This is a genomic window from uncultured Tenacibaculum sp. (assembly GCF_947494125.1).
Classification (GTDB): Bacteria; Bacteroidota; Bacteroidia; order Flavobacteriales; family Flavobacteriaceae; genus Polaribacter.
Genome location: NZ_CANLTU010000001.1, coordinates 512141 through 529676, shown reverse-complemented (window position 1 = coordinate 529676; position 17536 = coordinate 512141). Strand labels below are relative to the sequence as shown.

Sequence of the window (17536 nt, the reverse complement as noted above, 5' to 3'; positions counted from 1 at the left end):
ATTTTTTAGTTATTGATAGTCCAAGAAATATAGTATTGAGAACCAATTGCTCCAACACCTGGTGCACTTAAGTATTCTTTACCTGTTAAGTTAGATCCACCTACTTTAAATACCGATTTAATAGAAGGAACTGAATAGTTAATTTGAGCGTCAAGCACTGTTCTTTCTTCTACATTACCTTCTAAGAAAGTTGATTGCCAGTAAAATTCTGTTTGCCAACGAGCACTTACGTTAAATCCAAAGTTTTCAAATACATTTGGATGACCAAATTGTGCTTTAACTTTGTGTTCTGGTGTATTAAAACCAGCTTCAAAATCTGGATCTTGTGCTTGATCAAAACTAAACTTAGACCAAGTATAGTTTAATCCAACATTATATCCATTAAACACTTTTGTATTTAACCCTAAACCTAAACCATAAGAATCTACATCTACTGTAGAATTTGTTTTAACACTAAATGTTCTTACTAAATCTCTGTTTGTTAAATTACCAACTGTTACTGGTGTATTAGGATCAACTAATACTAAAACATCTTTATTAGAAATAAAGTTAGAATACATGTTGTAGTATGTACTAAAATCAACTGTTAATTTTTTATCTCCTATTGGTAATACACCACGATAACCTACTTCTACCGATTTTACTTCTTCTGGTTTAACTAAAGCTGTTGTTGCTATAGTTGGTGCTCCTGCTCTAACTGAACTTGCAGAATAACCTCTTGTAAACACATCATTTCCTGTTAATGTAAACGATCCTGTAGTAGTTTGTGCTGGTGCAGAAAAACGCCCTATGTTATCAGGAGCAGTTCCTAAGATAAATCCAGCTCCTGTTGCTAAACCAATATATTGATCTTGCGTAGTTGGGTTACGGAAACCTGTTTGAATAGATGCTCTGAAGTTATGATTTTTAGTTTCTCCAGCTGCATATGCTAAAGAAAGTCTTGGTGTAAAATTACCATCGAAATTATCTGACTTATCATAACGAATAGATCCTGTAAATTTTAAACGATCATCCATCATTTTCTTTTGAAGCTGAGTATAAATCCCATATTCACCGTACTTGATTGGTCCATCTGCATCCGTATAAATCGTTCCAAAAGAATTTAATCTATATTGTCTATAAGAACCTCCTACTTGTACTTCCGCCCAATCTATATAATCACGTAAATTTAAATTACCATCAGCATGGTAATAACTTGTATTATCTCTAAACTTAGATCCTGTTAATAAATCTGGATCTGAGGTTACTTCGTTAAATAATGTTTGAAAAGCTGGCGTTCCTGGTACTGGTCTACCAGTATCAGCTGCTGCTCTTGCAATTGCATGCGAACCATGCATTAAATATGCTCCTGCGTATTGCCCAAACCAATCTGTATTAGATTTCCATTTGCTATTAATATTAATTGCTGCAAAACGAGTATCATAAGAATCTCCTGCATCTTCTCCTGCATAATAACCTCTTACAAAAAAGTTTTTCCCTTTAACTTCTAATTTATGTTGTTCCATAAAGAAGTTTGCTAAATTATATCTGTTTTGCCCTTGGTAAATTGTATTACCTGTTCCGTATTTAGAATTCCAAATAATTTCAACTCTATCATTTCCTAATGGACGATAGTGAATAGCTCCGTTAAACTTAACACTCTTAGCTTCGTTAGTCATTAATTCTTGATCTGTATATCCAGTTCTACTAACTTTACCTACAGCACCACCTAAATCAACAGAAACTTCATCTCCGTATACGTTTGCTCCATCATAGTTTGGATCACTTTGTCTAGTACCTGGAATATAAGTTCCTCCAATACCTGTTGTATTTCTGTAATCTGTTGCGTGCCACTCTTCTCCTTTTAAATAAGAAAAGCTTGCTTTTACAGCAAAATAATCATCAAAAGCATGTGCCATTCTAATAGTAGCATCATAGAATTTATTATCTCCTGCTGCTTCTTGACTTGTTAAACCTGTTTTTAAACCAATATTAATTCCTTGGTCGTCAAAAGGGTTTTTACTACGCATTAACATAATTCCATTAAATGCATTTGCTCCATATAAAGCCGATGCTGCTCCTGGTAAAATCTCAACACTTTTTACATCTACTTCAGAAATACCTAATAAGTTTCCAATAGCAAAATTTAATGCTGGTGATGCATTATCCATTCCATCTACTAACTGAACAAAACGCTCATTACCAAATGTAGCAAAACCACGAGTATTTACTGTTTTAAAAGTAAATCCTCCTGAGTTAATATCAACTCCTTTTAAATTTTCTAATCCATCGTAATATGATGCAGAAGCTGTATTTTTAATAGCTCTAGAATCAAAACGTTCAATAGTTACAGGAGATTCCATAACACGTTCTGGAGTTCTAGATGCAGAAACTACTACCTCATCTAAAGAAGTTGCATTTTCAGTCAAAGCTACCTCAACTACTTGATTGTTTTTTGTAATTTCAACAGTTGTAGATTGATATCCTAAAGAAGAAATCTCAATAGTAAAAGGAGGTTTATCCGTTACTGTCATCGTAAACTTCCCGTCAAAATCAGTAGATGTTCCTACCGACTTCCTTAGAACCTTAATGTTTGCTCCTGGAAGTCCTCCACCAAGAGATGCGTCATTGACTGTACCAGAAATGGTAGTCTGAGCAACCATTATTGCTGTGCCAAATAGCACAAATGCAACAAGTAATAGTTTTTTCATCATAATGTATAAAAATTTGTTAACTGTAGCGCAAAATACGATTTTTTTTTATTTGTAAAAATTTATCCTTTATTTTATCACTATAGTGTTTTAGAGGGGTTTGTTTTATTAAATTGATATTTTTATAACTTTATTTAACGAACATTACCCAACCTCTTTTACAAATCGTATTTTTGCATAAATTTGTTCTTATCTTGGAAATTATTCACTCCATTTTCGATTTTAATCCAACACAAAAATCAATAGTTACTATTGGTACTTTTGATGGTGTTCATATAGGTCATCAAAAAATTATTCAAGAATTAATTGATGAAGCAAAATCGTCCAATAAAAAATCGGTTCTGCTAACTTTTTTCCCTCACCCTAGAATGGTGTTGCAAAAAGACGCTTCAATAAAACTTATTAATACTATAGATGAGCGTGCCAAACATTTAGAGAATTTAGGACTTGACTATTTAATTATACACCCTTTTAGTAAAGAATTTTCGAGGCTTACTGCTTTAGATTTTGTTCGTGATATTTTAGTAAATCAACTAAACACTTCAAAATTAATTATTGGTTACGATCATCATTTTGGAAAAAACAGAGAAGGCAACATTGAACAATTAACCGAATATTCTTATTTGTACGATTTCACTGTTGAAGAAATCTTAGCTCAAGATATAGATGAAGTTTCAGTTAGTTCTACTAAGATTAGAAAAGCCTTAGCTAGTGGTGAATTAAAAACCGCTAATAAGTATTTAGGATATCTTTTTTCTATAACTGGTGTTGTTGTTAATGGAAAACAACTTGGTGGTAAAATTGGCTTTCCAACCGCCAACATTGATATTTCTGAAACCTATAAATTAATTCCTAAAACTGGGGTTTATATTGTAAAAGCTGAAATTAATAAAACTACCGTCTTTGGCATGATGAACATAGGTAATAGACCAACAGTTAACGGAGAGTATCAAACTATTGAAGTTCATTTCTTCGATTTTAATGAAGACTTATATCACAACGAATTAACTATTGAATTACTCTATTTTTTAAGAGATGAGCAAAAATTTGATTCGGTTAATGATTTAATTATTCAACTTAAAAAGGATAAAGAGAGTTCTCTAAATTATATCAATACGATTAGTTTATAAAAACTGCTTTTTTTTAAATTCTTAATCATTAACACAGAGCTTATAAATTAAAAAACTATTTAGTAGCCAAACACCATTGTTTAAGTGTGTAGCTTCTTATATCTTTGCGTTTCTTAAAAATTTAAAAAGATGTTACAGGTTCAGTTTATTAGAGAAAACAAACAAACTGTTTTAGACGGGCTAGCAAAACGTAATTTTGCTAATGCCGAAACAATTATTAATGAAGTATTAACTTCTGATGAAACTCGTAGAGCTACACAAGTTTCTTTAGATAATATCCTTGCTGAATCTAACAAAATATCCAAAGAAATTGGAGGCCTTTTTAAATCTGGAGAAGTTCAAAAAGCAAATTTATTAAAAGAAAAAACAGGTCAATTAAAGGACCAATCTAAACAATTAACAGAAGAATTAAACACGGTTACAGATAAGTTACAAGAATTATTGTATCAAATTCCTAATGTACCGCATCCTTCTGTTAAGGCTGGAAAAAACGAAGAGGACAATGAAAACATTTTTAGTGAAGGTACTGTTCCTAACCTAGGAGACAATGCATTACCTCACTGGGAATTGGCTAAGAAATATGACATCATTGATTTTGAATTAGGTACTAAAATTGCCGGTGCAGGTTTCCCTGTTTACAAAGGAAAAGGAGCTCGTTTACAGCGTGCTTTAATCAACTATTTCTTAGATAAAAACACTGCAGCTGGATATAATGAGGTACAAGTTCCGCATTTGGTAAATGAAACATCTGGTTATGGTACCGGACAGTTACCTGATAAAGAAGGGCAAATGTATCATGTAACTGGAGATGATTTATATTTAATTCCTACAGCTGAAGTTCCTATTACAAATATGTTTAGGGGAGATTTAGTAAAAGAAAGTGAATTACCAATTACCGTAACTGGTTATACACCTTGTTTTCGTAGAGAAGCAGGAAGTTATGGGGCACATGTACGTGGTTTAAACAGATTGCACCAATTTGATAAAGTAGAAATTGTTAGAGTAGAGCATCCTGATAATTCATACAATGCATTAAATGGAATGGTTGAACACATTAAAGAAATTTTACGTGAGTTAAAATTACCGTATCGTATTTTACGTTTATGTGGCGGAGATACAGGTTTTACAGCTGCTTTAACTTTCGACTTTGAATTATATTCAACAGCGCAAGAACGTTGGCTAGAAATTAGTTCTGCTTCGAATTTTGAAACTTTTCAAGCTAATCGATTAAAATTACGATTTAAAAACAAAGAAGGAAAAAGTCAATTAGTACATACCTTAAATGGAAGTTCTTTAGCTTTACCTAGAGTTTTAGCTGGAATTTTAGAAAACTATCAAACTGAAGACGGAATAAACATTCCTGAAGTATTAATTCCTTATTGTGGATTTGATAAGATTGATTAAGTAATCTAGATATTATAAAAGTAAAAGAGCCAATGCATCAATTAAGATGCTTGGCTCTTTTTTAATTCACCCCTTAATAATGAACTATCCTTTTATATTAGTTAGCAACTACGGCTACCATTAATCTTTTATATTTATTCATTTCTAATAAAGCTTCAAAATATTGAGTTATTTGACCTCTCTTCATAAATTCATCTGCTCTGTTCTTAGCTAAATTATATTGCGTATTAAAATTCTTCATAGTGTTCATTGTTTAGTTACGCTAATAATAAAACAAAGTTCGTGCCAAAATGTTGCATTACTTTTAAAAAAATGAAGGGTTTTAATATTAATTTAACAATATTGTTCTGTATTTTTGATTGATGAAAAAAACCTTTATACTATTTAATTTCCTGATTATTAATTTATTCTGTTACTCACAACAAAATGAATTTATCATTGCTGAAAATTATTTTAGAAATAATGAATATGAAAAAGCAATTCAACTTTATAAAAAATTATATGATAAAAGCCCGTATAACACCACTTATTTAAAAAGATTAGTTACTTCTTATCAAGAAACAGAGCAATTTTTAGTTGCAGAAAACTTATTATCAAAGAAAATAAAACAAAGACCTAACTTAACATATCTAAATGTTATAATAGGCTATAATTTTGAGCGTCAACAGAACAGCATAAAAGCCAATAAATATTATAGTAAAGCACTTAATTCTCTAGATAAAAAAGGGAATTATGGAAATATAGTTGCCAGTCTTTTTAAAAACTACAATAAACTAGATTTTGCTATTGATGCTTACACCAAGGTAATGGCCAATAATCCACAAGCAAATTACGGATTTCAACTAGCACAAATTCATGGTGAAAAAGGAGACTTTCCTAAAATGTTTGAATCTTACGTGAATTTAGTTGAAAAAAACGAAAATTACTTAAATAATGTAAAACGTTTCACTAGTAGATACATTAATGATAACCCTGATAATGAAAACAATAACTTATTTAAAAAAGCTTTATTAAGAAAATCGATAAGCAATCCTAAAAATATATGGAACGACTTATTAGCCTGGTTATTTATTAAACAAAAACAATACTCTAAAGCTTTTATCCAACTTAAAGCTTTATTAGCTCGAAACCCTGATAACTTAGGAAGAATTAATGAACTAGGTAAAATTACTCTAGAAAATAAAGATTATGAAACAGCTAAAGAGTGTTTTAATTTAATCATCGAAAAAACGAACTATCCTAGAGATAAGTTTAATGCTATTAATAATAATTTAAAAATAGCAATAGCTACAAAAGAACCAGATATAGAAGAGCGTTTTAAAACAATATTTACAAAGTATGGTATAAATAAAAATACTTTTTATACTCAAATATCTTATGCTAATTATTTAACGTTTACTATAAATGATCCGCAAAAAGCTGAACAAGTTTTAGACAAAGCAATGAAATTTGCTAATTCTAAATTCACAAAAGCTATGGTTAAACTTAAATTAGGTGAAGTTCTAGTATACACAGGAAAGTTTAACAAAGCGCTAATATATTATTCTCAAGTACAAACAAAATTTAAAAACCATTATTTAGGACAAGAAGCTCGTTTTAAAGTAGCGCAAACGTCTTATTTTAAAAGCGATTTTAAATGGGCAAAAGCTCAATTAAAGGTTTTAAAAAGTTCTGCAACTCAATTAATAGCTAATGATGCTGCAAATTTATTTTTAACAATTTCAGACAATGAGCCAAAAGACAGTATTCCTTCTGGATTAAAAGAATACGCAAAAGCAGACTTGCTAGCTTTTCAAAACAAAGACAATGAGGCTGTAGCTATTTTAAAAGATATTATTGTAAATTATAAAGGTCAGCCTATTGAAGACGAAGCTTTATTTACACAAGCTAAACTTTTTGTAAAGCAAAAAAAATATGATGAAGCTATTTTAAATTATGATAAAATAATAGCGCTAGATAAAGAGGGGATTTATATTGATGATGTATACTATCAAATGGCAGAACTATACAATAATGAATTAAATAATACAGAAAAGGCAAAAGAATACTATCAAAAGATTATTTTTGACCACCCTTCGAGTATCTACCTAGTTGTGGCTCGTAAAAAATATCGAAAATTAAGAGGAGATAATATCTAATTACAGAAAATTAACAATGTACATATATAACGTAACAATAAATATTGACGAAAGTATCCATGCAGAATGGCTAACTTGGATAGAAAGTCATATACCTGAAGTTTTAGCAACTGGACGCTTTATAAGCGCAAAATTAACGCAGGTTTTAGTTGAAGAAGAATTGGGAGGAGTTACATATTCTGTTCAATATACAGCTAAGACTCGTAAAGATTTAGACAATTACTACAAACACGATGCCGACAAACTTCGTACAGACGGTATGAAAAAATTTGCTGATAAAATGTTAGCCTTCCGTACTGAGTTAAGAGTAATAAATGAATTTTACCCTATAGTATCTAGTAATTAAAATAAGGAAACTATAATTATTAAGTGTAAGTATTAATTCTTAGACTCATAATTTTTATCTTAGAACATGACCGTAAGAGCAAAAAAACATTTAGGACAACATTTTTTAACCGATGAAAACATCGCTAAAAAAATAGCAGATTCATTAACTGAAGATGGGTATGATAATGTATTAGAAATTGGGCCTGGTATGGGAGTTCTAACAAAATACTTATTAGAAAAGAAACCTAAAGTAACGGTGATGGAGATCGATTATGATTCGGTTGCCTATTTAAAAGATACTTTTCCTTTAGAGCATATTAAATTAGACACTACTTCTAAGAAATTTGAAATCATTGAAGGTGATTTTCTAAAGAAAAACTTAACAGATGTCTTTAAAGAACAACAAATTGCTATTATTGGTAATTTTCCTTATAACATCTCCACTCAAATTGTTTTTAAAGCAATTGAAAACAGAGAATTCGTCCCTGAGTTTTCTGGAATGTTTCAAAAAGAAGTAGCCTTACGAATTGCAGAAAAAGAAGGTTCAAAAGTATACGGAATATTATCTGTATTAACACAAGCTTTCTATGATGTCGAATACCTATTTACAGTACCTCCTACGGTGTTTAATCCACCTCCAAAAGTAGATTCTGGGGTTATTCGATTAATTAGAAAAAAGGACTATACACTTCCTGTTGAAGAGAAATTATTCTTTAGAGTTGTAAAAACAGCATTTAACCAACGAAGAAAAATGTTACGTTCTAGTTTAAAATCTTTTGATCTTTCGGTTACTTTGAAAGAAGACCCTATCTTTGCGATGCGTCCCGAACAATTATCGGTACAAAAATTCATTGAATTGACGGCAAAAATCGCAAACGATGGCATTAGAGATAACTAAAGAACTTTTAGAAAATGTACAAGAACTGATTAAAAACAAGAAAGACACCGCACTTTCTAGTTTTTTCTCTGACACTCATCATGCTGATATAGCTGAAGTATTAGACGAACTGTCTTTTGGCGAGGCTGTATATATTATTCGTTTACTAGATAGCGAAACTACTGCTGAAGTTTTAATGGATGTTGATGATGATGTACGTGAAAAAATATTTCAACAACTTACTGCAAAAGAAATTGCCGAAGAAATTGATGAACTTGACACTGATGATGCTGCCGATGTAATTGCTGAACTTCCTGAAAAGAGGAAAAAGGCAGTAATGCAAGAGATTGAAGATGAAGAACATGCCAAAGAGATTGTAGAATTATTACGTTACGATGAAGATTCTGCTGGTGGTTTAATGGCAAAAGAACTGGTAAAAGTCAATGAAAATTGGACGATTCCACGTTGTGTAAAAGAAATGCGTATTCAAGCTGAAGAAGTTACACGAGTACATTCAATATACGTAATTGATGATAGTGGAAAACTAAAAGGTCGGTTATCATTAAAAGATTTATTAATGGCATCTACAAACGCAACAATTGCCGAAGTATATATTCCAAAAGTAGATTTCGTAAATGTAACTGATGAAGCTGAAGATGTAGCTAACATTATGCGTAAATACGATTTAGAAGCTATACCTGTAGTAAATGAACTTGGTGTTTTAGTAGGTAGAATTACTATTGACGATATTGTTGATGTTATTAAAGAAGAAGCTGATAAAGATTATCAATTAGCAGCAGGTATTACACAAGATGTTGAAGCTGATGATACTATTTGGGAACTAACTCGTGCTCGTTTGCCATGGTTATTTTTAGGTTTAATTGGTGGTGTTGGTGCTGCTAGAATTATGGGCTTTTTTGAAGATGCAATAGCAGAAAATGCAATTCTTTTTATGTTTACACCATTAATTGCCGCAATGGCAGGAAATGTAGGTGTACAATCTTCAGCGATTATTGTGCAAGGTTTAGCGAATGATGATGTAAAAGGAAGTATTACAGACAGATTATTGAAAGAAGTCTCGTTAGCTATGATTAATGGACTTGCCTTATCTGTATTACTTTTTTTCTACGTATTCGCTTCTGAATTGGATATAAATGTTGCTAGTGCAATTTCTGTATCTCTTTTTGTAGTAATCATTGTTGCAGGTTTAATAGGAACTTTTATTCCATTATTTCTAGACAAAAGAGGAATTGATCCAGCAATAGCTACTGGCCCCTTTATTACAACAAGTAATGATATTTTTGGGATTCTTATTTACTTTTGGATTGCTAAAATAATTATTGGGTTTTAGTAGTTTCTTCTACTTGTTGCAATAAACTATCCATTTTTTCTTTAGGAATAAAACTTTTCAACATGATTAAAGCTCCAAAAACAATTAACAGTATTCCCATTCCTCGTTTTATTCTATAAATAACCAAAGGTGTTAGTTTATTTTTTAATTGCTTAGCTAACAATATTTTCCCTAAATCAGTAAGTGCATACCCTAAAATTACAGTTGCAAAATACCAAAACATATAAGTTGGGTTCATATTTAATGTAGGACCTACCACTACAATTATCCCAAGCCAACCAGCCAACACACCAACATTAATAAAGTTTAAAGCAAGCCCTTTTAATAATAATTTTAAATAATTATTACTTTCTGGAATTTCAACCTCTGTAGCTTGTACTTCTTTTTTATTGTTTTTATCTAAATAAGTAATTAAGCCGTAAACAATAAGTATTAAACCCCCAATTAAAAATAATCGAGGGTCATCCTTAATCTTTTCTAATAGACTTTTACTACCAAAGTAAGCAATAAGCATAAAAAATATATCTCCTAAAATTACACCTATATCAAAAGCTATAGCAGCTCGAGCTCCTTTTAAAATACTTGTTTTAATAAGCATAAAAAATACAGGTCCTATCATAAAAGACATGACAAAACCAATAAAAAAAGCATTCTTTAAATCGTAAAAATCCATTTATAAATATCTATTTTCTATCTAAACGTCATCAAAGTCAACTACAACTTTTTGAGTTGTAGGGTGTGCCATACATGTTAGTATAAAACCTTCTTCTAACTCATCGTCTGTTAAAATAGAATTCTTCGTCATTACAGCTTTTCCTTCGGTTACTTTAGCAATACAACTACTACACACACCGCCTTGACACGAATATGGTGCATCTAATTGATTACGTAATGATGCAGCCAGAACTGTATCTGTTTTATCCATTGTAAAAGTAGATTCTTCATCATCTAATAAAACAGTAATTTCAGATTTTCCGTCAGGAAATTGCATTGGAATTTCTTCATCAGCAGATGAACTTGCAGTAAATAATTCAAAATGAATATTTTCTTGATCAAATTCATTCTCTTTTAAAGTATCAGAAACTGTAGTAATCATTTCTTCCGGTCCACATAAATAAGCTGAATCAAAAGAAACATCATCATGAACGTTTTTTACAAAATAATTTACATGTCCTTTATCTATTCTACCAAACTTCGTATTCGTTCTTACTTCTTGACTAAAAATATAGTGTAAGTTAAATTGTGTTGGATATTTTTCAGCTAAGGCATTTAACTCTGTGTAAAAAATAGTACTATCTGCTTTTTTATTTCCGAAAACTAAAGTAAAGGTAGACGTTGGCTCATTTTCTAATACGCTTTTTATCATAGATAAAACTGGAGTTATTCCGCTACCCGCTGCAAAAGCAATGTAATTCTTATTTTCAGAAGGCTGTAATATAAACTTCCCTTCTGGCTCAGAAACTTCCATAGAAGTATTCTCTTTTAATTTTGTAGTTGCGTACGTAGAAAATAACCCTTTATCAACAGCCTTTACAGCTACTTTTATTTGATTAGTATTAGGAGATGCACATATAGAGTACGCTCTTCTAATCTCTTGATCGTTTAACTTTGTTTTTATGGTAATATACTGTCCAGCTACAAAAGCGTAAGCTTCTTTTAATTCTGCAGGAACTGTAAATAAAATTGAAACCGCATCAGCAGTCTCTTTTATTATTTTTTCAATAATTAATTTATGAAATGTAGACATTTATTCTATTTAGTACCACAAAAATAAGAAATAGTGAGGTAATGATTTGTTCTGTTTGAAATAAAATAATGCATAAGAATTTTATACATAAGAAAATTATGTATATTTGCATACCTAAGTTTTTTAGGTATCTGAATTATGGGAAATCAAAAATTATACAAAGGCTCATTACAGACTATTATTTTAAAGCTATTGGCACAAAATGATAAAATGTATGGCTATGAAATAACTCAAAAAGTAAAAGAGTTAACCAAAGGTGAATTAAAAATTACCGAAGGTGCACTATATCCTGCTTTACATAAACTAGAAGCTGAAGGTTTGCTAGATGTTGAAGTTGTTAAAGTTGGAAATAGACTTCGCAAGTATTATAAATTGACAGAAAGCGGTACTAAGGAAACTGTAAATAGACTTGCAGAAATGCAAGAGTTTTTACAAACAATGCAGCAACTAGTTAATCCTAAATTTGGCTTAGAATAAAATGAAAAAAAAATATACTATAACAGAAAAACAAGTAGCTTTTTTATATAATTATCTAAAAAAGAAGAAGTCTTTTTCTGATGAAGAAGAACGTTATGAGTTAATGGATCATCTTATCTGTGATTTTGAAGAAACTACAAAAGATGGTAATTTGTCTCAATATTTAGCCGACAAATCTAATTTCATATTCCAATATGGTAAAGATAGAGGCTCAAAAATACACTGGGCTTATCAAAAAGAACTATGGATAACTAGTTATCGTTTTTTTACAAATTTAAAAACACTTCCTATAAGTTTGTTAAGTACTTTAGTCATTTTAAGTCTTTCTTTTACTTTAAATAACTCTCAACTCTACTTAGTTTTTTTCTGTTCTATAGTTTTTCAAATTCTATACGGTTTATACCTAACCTATCATGAAAATAAAAAAGTAAGACAGCTCATTTCTTTTAAATATTTGGGAAACATTATGAGTTTATCCCAAGTTTTTCTTTTCTCTTTCACTTTAGTTAAAGATTATTTAAATACTCACAGAATATTATTTTTTATCTATTGGTTAATAGCTTTTAGTCTAAGTGTAGCTGGGTTAATTATTATTGAGAAGAAGAGAACAACAATTTTAAACAAATACAAACACTTGTTAAAATAACAGCTATGGAATTAACAGATAATCAAATACAAAGAATTAGCAATTACTTAGATACTAAAGGCGTTAAACTAATTGATTTTAGAATAGAAATTTTTGACCATATTATTTCTCAAATAGAGCAAAAATTAGAAATAGAAAATACTAATTTTGAAACTATCTTTTATCAAGTAACAGATGGATGGAATAAACAACTTAATACAGATTCAAGCTTTTTATTAGGATGGGCATATTCATCACCTAAAACTGTAATAAAAAAAGCTAAGAAGATTCACAAAAAATTATATACTAAAGTTGCATTATTAATCTCTATACCTATATTTTTAGGAATGCTTTTAAATCTATCTTTATTTAAAATTGTTTTAGATGCTGTCAATTCACAAGGATTATTAATAGCTTCAGTTTTTTCAATAATTTCTGGATTTATTATTTATAAATCTAGAAGGGAAATTAATAAAACTGTATACAGTTTTTTGATTAAAACTCAAGAGACTCAATTGTTTCTTGGCGGTATTCTATTATTTATGTATTCGTTTGATGTTCCTTCAATAGAGATTCTAATATTATTCACTTTTTCAAACTGTTACTTAATTGTTCTAAACTTTAAGCACAGAAAAGAAAAAGAGAAATATACATTATTAATAGAGAAATAACTATGACGCTAACAAACCAACAAATAGAACAACTTTACACATTTACACGTCAGCATTTTGTTGAACACTATGATGTGCAAACAGAATTAGTAGATCATTTAGCGAATGACATTGAACAAATTTTAGAAGATAAATCTACCTTAACATTTGAACAAGCTAGAGATATATCTTTTAAAAAATTTGGCATTTTTGGTTTTATGGATGTTGTAGAAGAGAAGCAAAAACAGTTAAATAAAAAATATTATAAAATTATTTTATCTTTTGTTAAAGATTGGTTTCGTTTACCTAACCTAATTGCCACAATAACTTTATTCTTTTTCTTTTATACATTATTAACTTCAAACTTATCTTCAATGTATTTTATGGGAATATGGATTTTATATATAGTCTATCTTTCAATTAAACTGTACCAATTAAAAAAAGAAGTTAAAATAAGAAAAAAGAAGTCTGGTAAATTATGGTTACTTGAAGATTTTATTTTCAAACAGGGAGCTGCTAATACAGCTTTGGTTCCGATATATATCTTTCAATTATTTATTAATATTGAGGGAATAGCAAACTTTGAATGGTATGTTACAATACCTATAGCTTTAATTTCATCAATAATAATAATCGTTGGCTATATTTCTTTAATTGTTCTACCTCAAAAAGCTGAGAAACTATTAGAAAAGCATTACCCAGAATACAAACTTGTCTAATTATTTTTTACCATCAACAATAATCACAATTTCGCCTTTTGCTGGCTTTTCTGTATAATATGATAACACTTCTGCTATATCTCCTCGCTTGGTTTCTTCAAATAATTTTGTCAATTCTCTAGAGACAGAAATTTGTCTGTCTTTTCCAAAATATTCTCCAAAATGTGTTAATGTTTTTAATAATTTATGAGGGCTCTCGTAAAAAATCATGGTACGTTTTTCTTCAGCTAAAAACTGTAGTCTCGTTTGCCTTCCTTTTTTAACAGGTAGAAAACCTTCGAAAACAAATTTATCATTTGGTAAACCTGAATTTACCAAAGCTGGCACAAAAGCAGTTGCTCCTGGTAAACACTCAACGTCAATATTATGCTGAACACATGCCCTAGTTAATAAAAAACCTGGATCTGAAATTGCTGGAGTTCCAGCATCTGAAATCATTGCAAAAACTTCTCCACTTTGTATTCTTTTTACAATAGTTTCTACTGTTTTATGCTCATTATGCATATGATGAGATTGCATAGGCGTACTAATTTCAAAATGCTTTAATAGCTTTCCGCTAGTACGGGTATCTTCAGCTAAAATATAATCAACTTCTTTTAAAACTCTAAGCGCTCTTAACGTAATATCTTCTAAATTTCCAATAGGTGTTGGTACCAAATACAATTTACTCATACAGCAAAGCTACAACAAAGTTTTAGTACATTTGTGGTATGCCAAAAAAGCTGTTAAAAAATATTGATTTCCCTACTGATGTAAGACAATTAGCAAATAATGAATTGCCTTTATTAGCTAAGGAATTACGTGAATTTATTATTGATGTAGTTGCTACTAAAGAAGGTCATTTAGGTGCTAGTTTAGGTGTTGTTGAACTTACCATTGCTTTGCATTATATATTCGATACTCCAACAGATCAATTAGTTTGGGATGTAGGACATCAAGCTTATGGCCATAAAATTTTAACTGGCAGAAAAGATATTTTTCATACCAATCGTCAATTAAACGGAATTTCAGGTTTTCCTAAACGTTCTGAAAGTGACTATGATACTTTTGGCGTTGGACATTCATCAACCTCAATTTCTGCTGCTTTAGGAATGGCTATTGCTTCTAAACTCCAAGGAAAAAATAAACATCATATTGCTGTAATTGGTGATGCTTCTATTGCTAGTGGAATGGCTTTTGAAGCTTTAAATCACGCCGGAGACACCAATGCTAACTTACTAGTTGTTTTAAACGATAATGCTATAGGTATAGATCCTTCTGTTGGAGCTTTAAAACATTATTTAACACGAATAAAATCTACGCGATCGGATATTGAGCAACACAATATTTTTGAAGCTTTAAATTTTGATTATTCTGGTCCTATTGATGGACATAATTTTGAAGAGCTTTTATTAGAGTTAAATAGGTTAAAACAAATTGAAGGGCCTAAGTTTTTACATGTAATTACTACTAAAGGAAAAGGTCTTCGACAAGCTGAGCAAGATCAAGTAAAATATCATGCTCCTGGTAAGTTTGATAAAATATCTGGTGATGTTTTACCTAAAGAAGCTAGTAAGTTTACAAAGTTTCAAGATGTATTTGGTAAAACTATTGTAGAATTAGCTGAATTGAATGAAAAAATAGTAGGAATTACCCCAGCTATGCTTACTGGAAGCTCTTTAAAATTTATGTTAGATAAATTTCCAGAGCGCACTTTTGATGTGGGTATTGCTGAGCAACACGCGGTAACTTTAGCTGCTGGAATGGCGACTCAAGGAATAATTCCTTTTTGTAATATTTATTCTACATTTTTACAACGAGCATACGATCAGATAATACACGATGTTGCTTTACAAAGTTTACCTGTTGTTTTTTGTTTAGATAGAGCTGGTTTAGTTGGACAAGATGGTGCTACGCATCATGGGGTTTTCGATTTAGCTTACCTGCGTTGTATTCCTAATTTAATAATTTTCGCTCCTCGTAACGAAATAGAGTTACGAAACATAATGTATACAGTACAATTAGGAATTGAAAAACCTATAGCTATTCGTTACCCTAGAGGAAAAGGGAAATTAGAAAAATGGAAACTTCCTTTTAAAAAAATAAGCATAGGCGAAAATATTTGTTTAGAAGATGGAAATGATCTAGCTATACTATCTAGTGGTACAATTGCTAATAATACCTCAGAGGTTATAAAAAAGACAAAAAACAAACATTCTATAGCTCATTACGATATTCGATTTATAAAACCTTTAGACAAAAAACTACTTCTAAAGATCTTTAATAAATTCAATAAAATTATAACTATTGAAGATGGAACAATCAAAGGAGGACTAGGTAGTGCTATTCTAGAATATGCCGCTGAGGCAAATTACAGAGGACATATAAAAATTTTAGGAGTTCCAGATGATTTTATTCATCATGGTACTATAGATGAATTACAAAAACAATGTGGTTTAGATGTAGATTCAATTCAAGAAACAATTAAAAATATTTTAAAATAAAAAAGCGAACCAAATTGGTTCGCTTTTTTATTTATATAGATAAATTGTTATCTCTTAATTATTCAATGCTTCTGCTCCACCAACAATCTCTAAAATTTCATTAGTAATTGCAGCTTGACGTGCTTTATTATACGTTAATAATAACTCATCACGTAGTTCAGTTGCATTATCTGTTGCTTTGTGCATTGCAGTCATACGAGCTCCGTGTTCAGCTGCGAAAGAATCACGAATTGCTTTGTATAATTGAGTTTTTAAAGATTTTGGTATTAATTCTAATACAATCTCTTCTTTTGAAGGTTCAAAAATGTAATCTAAATTTACATTCTCATCACTTTCAACTGGCTCAATTGGCAAGAACTGTTCAACCTGTGGTATTTGAGTTGCAGCATTCTTAAATCTATTGTAAACAAGTTCTATCTTATCGTAAGAACCAGCAACGTATAAATCCATTAATTGTTCAGCTACTTTAGCTACATTATCAAAAGTCAACTCATCGAAAATATCATTTCTATTTTCAATAACATTATTCTCTTTTGATAAAATATCGTTTCCTTTTTTACCAATAGTTAATAAATCTACAGAAACTCCATTGTATTTTTCATCAATAGTTTTAACAGTTTCTTTAATTATAGAAGAGTTAAAACCACCACATAAACCTCTGTTAGAAGTAACCACAACTAGTAATACTTTATTTACTTCTCTTTGTGTAGAATATGCTCCACCAGCATCACTATCTAAAGTAGCGCTTAAGCTTTGCAATAATTCAGTAAGCTTAGACGAATACGGACGCATTGCAGTAATAGCATCTTGAGCTTTTTTCAACTTTGCAGCCGATACCATTTTCATGGCAGAGGTAATCTGCATTGTTGATTTAATTGAAGTAATTCTATTACGTATTTCTTTTAAATTTGCCATAAT

17 protein-coding genes are annotated in these 17536 nt (G+C 30.4%); 11 read left to right on the top strand and 6 right to left on the bottom strand.

Going from position 1 to position 17536, the window contains the following annotated elements:
• Positions 1–5 precede the first annotated feature (5 nt).
• A complete protein-coding gene (locus Q0881_RS02340; protein WP_299156572.1) occupies positions 6–2693 on the bottom strand; it encodes a TonB-dependent receptor in 2688 nt (895 codons plus the stop codon).
• Between the two features lie 191 nt (positions 2694–2884).
• On the opposite strand from Q0881_RS02340, the gene Q0881_RS02335 reads away from it, so the two are divergent.
• A complete protein-coding gene (locus Q0881_RS02335; RefSeq protein WP_299156570.1) occupies positions 2885–3820 on the top strand; it encodes a bifunctional riboflavin kinase/FAD synthetase in 936 nt (311 codons plus the stop codon).
• Between the two features lie 129 nt (positions 3821–3949).
• Positions 3950–5224 (top strand): serine--tRNA ligase, encoded by a 1275-nt coding sequence (serS, locus tag Q0881_RS02330; RefSeq protein ID WP_299156569.1) that lies wholly within the window; start codon positions 3950–3952, stop codon positions 5222–5224.
• Positions 5225–5321: 97 nt separating this feature from the next.
• On the opposite strand, the gene Q0881_RS02325 is transcribed toward serS, so the two are convergent.
• Positions 5322–5465: a hypothetical protein gene (locus Q0881_RS02325; RefSeq protein ID WP_299156568.1), complete on the bottom strand. Its 144-nt coding sequence runs from the start codon at positions 5463–5465 to the stop codon at positions 5322–5324.
• 121 nt (positions 5466–5586) lie between these two features.
• Between Q0881_RS02325 and Q0881_RS02320 the strand changes: the two genes are divergently transcribed.
• The 4 genes from Q0881_RS02320 (at position 5587) to mgtE (ending at position 9917) form a co-directional block, all read left to right on the top strand.
• Complete coding sequence (locus Q0881_RS02320) at positions 5587–7362, top strand: tetratricopeptide repeat protein (RefSeq protein WP_299156567.1); 1776 nt, start codon at positions 5587–5589, stop codon at positions 7360–7362.
• A gap of 16 nt (positions 7363–7378) precedes the next feature.
• Positions 7379–7708, top strand: a complete 330-nt coding sequence (locus Q0881_RS02315; protein WP_299156566.1) for a DUF4286 family protein — start codon at positions 7379–7381, stop codon at positions 7706–7708.
• A 66-nt stretch (positions 7709–7774) separates the two neighbouring features.
• Positions 7775–8587, top strand: a complete 813-nt coding sequence (gene rsmA / locus Q0881_RS02310; protein ID WP_299156565.1) for a 16S rRNA (adenine(1518)-N(6)/adenine(1519)-N(6))-dimethyltransferase RsmA — start codon at positions 7775–7777, stop codon at positions 8585–8587.
• A complete protein-coding gene (mgtE, locus tag Q0881_RS02305; protein WP_299156563.1) occupies positions 8568–9917 on the top strand; it encodes a magnesium transporter in 1350 nt (449 codons plus the stop codon). The genes rsmA and mgtE overlap by 20 nt, the downstream gene beginning before the upstream one ends.
• Here the strand turns inward: mgtE and Q0881_RS02300 are convergent.
• On the bottom strand, positions 9904–10590 hold the full coding sequence (locus tag Q0881_RS02300) for a LysE family transporter (RefSeq protein ID WP_299156561.1): 687 nt from the start codon (positions 10588–10590) through the stop codon (positions 9904–9906). The two genes, mgtE and Q0881_RS02300, sit on opposite strands and share 14 nt — an antisense overlap.
• Positions 10591–10611: 21 nt before the next feature.
• The gene (locus tag Q0881_RS02295) at positions 10612–11664 is read right to left on the bottom strand and encodes a ferredoxin--NADP reductase (protein ID WP_299156560.1); all 1053 of its coding nucleotides are present in this window, start codon (positions 11662–11664) and stop codon (positions 10612–10614) included.
• 138 nt (positions 11665–11802) lie between these two features.
• On the opposite strand from Q0881_RS02295, the gene Q0881_RS02290 reads away from it, so the two are divergent.
• The 4 genes from Q0881_RS02290 to Q0881_RS02275 are packed head-to-tail and all read left to right on the top strand — an operon-like array spanning position 11803 to position 14135.
• Positions 11803–12141, top strand: coding sequence for a PadR family transcriptional regulator (locus tag Q0881_RS02290; protein WP_299156559.1), 339 nt, complete (start codon positions 11803–11805; stop codon positions 12139–12141).
• A gap of 1 nt (position 12142) precedes the next feature.
• Complete coding sequence (locus Q0881_RS02285; RefSeq protein ID WP_299156558.1) at positions 12143–12787, top strand: hypothetical protein; 645 nt, start codon at positions 12143–12145, stop codon at positions 12785–12787.
• Between the two features lie 5 nt (positions 12788–12792).
• Positions 12793–13437 carry a hypothetical protein gene (locus tag Q0881_RS02280; protein ID WP_299156556.1) on the top strand — a complete coding sequence of 215 codons (645 nt, stop codon included), beginning with the start codon at positions 12793–12795 and terminating at the stop codon, positions 13435–13437.
• Positions 13438–13439: 2 nt separating this feature from the next.
• Complete coding sequence (locus tag Q0881_RS02275; protein WP_299156554.1) at positions 13440–14135, top strand: hypothetical protein; 696 nt, start codon at positions 13440–13442, stop codon at positions 14133–14135.
• Here the strand turns inward: Q0881_RS02275 and rsmI are convergent, their stop codons facing one another.
• Positions 14136–14807, bottom strand: coding sequence for a 16S rRNA (cytidine(1402)-2'-O)-methyltransferase (rsmI, locus tag Q0881_RS02270; protein ID WP_299156552.1), 672 nt, complete (start codon positions 14805–14807; stop codon positions 14136–14138).
• A 38-nt stretch (positions 14808–14845) separates the two neighbouring features.
• Here rsmI and dxs point away from each other — a divergent pair, with 38 nt between their 5' ends.
• Complete coding sequence (gene dxs, locus Q0881_RS02265) at positions 14846–16618, top strand: 1-deoxy-D-xylulose-5-phosphate synthase (RefSeq protein ID WP_299156551.1); 1773 nt, start codon at positions 14846–14848, stop codon at positions 16616–16618.
• A gap of 54 nt (positions 16619–16672) precedes the next feature.
• Here dxs and atpG read toward each other — a convergent pair whose 3' ends face one another.
• Positions 16673–17533 carry an ATP synthase F1 subunit gamma gene (gene atpG, locus Q0881_RS02260; RefSeq protein WP_299156549.1) on the bottom strand — a complete coding sequence of 287 codons (861 nt, stop codon included), beginning with the start codon at positions 17531–17533 and terminating at the stop codon, positions 16673–16675.
• Between the last annotated feature and the right edge of the window lie 3 nt (positions 17534–17536).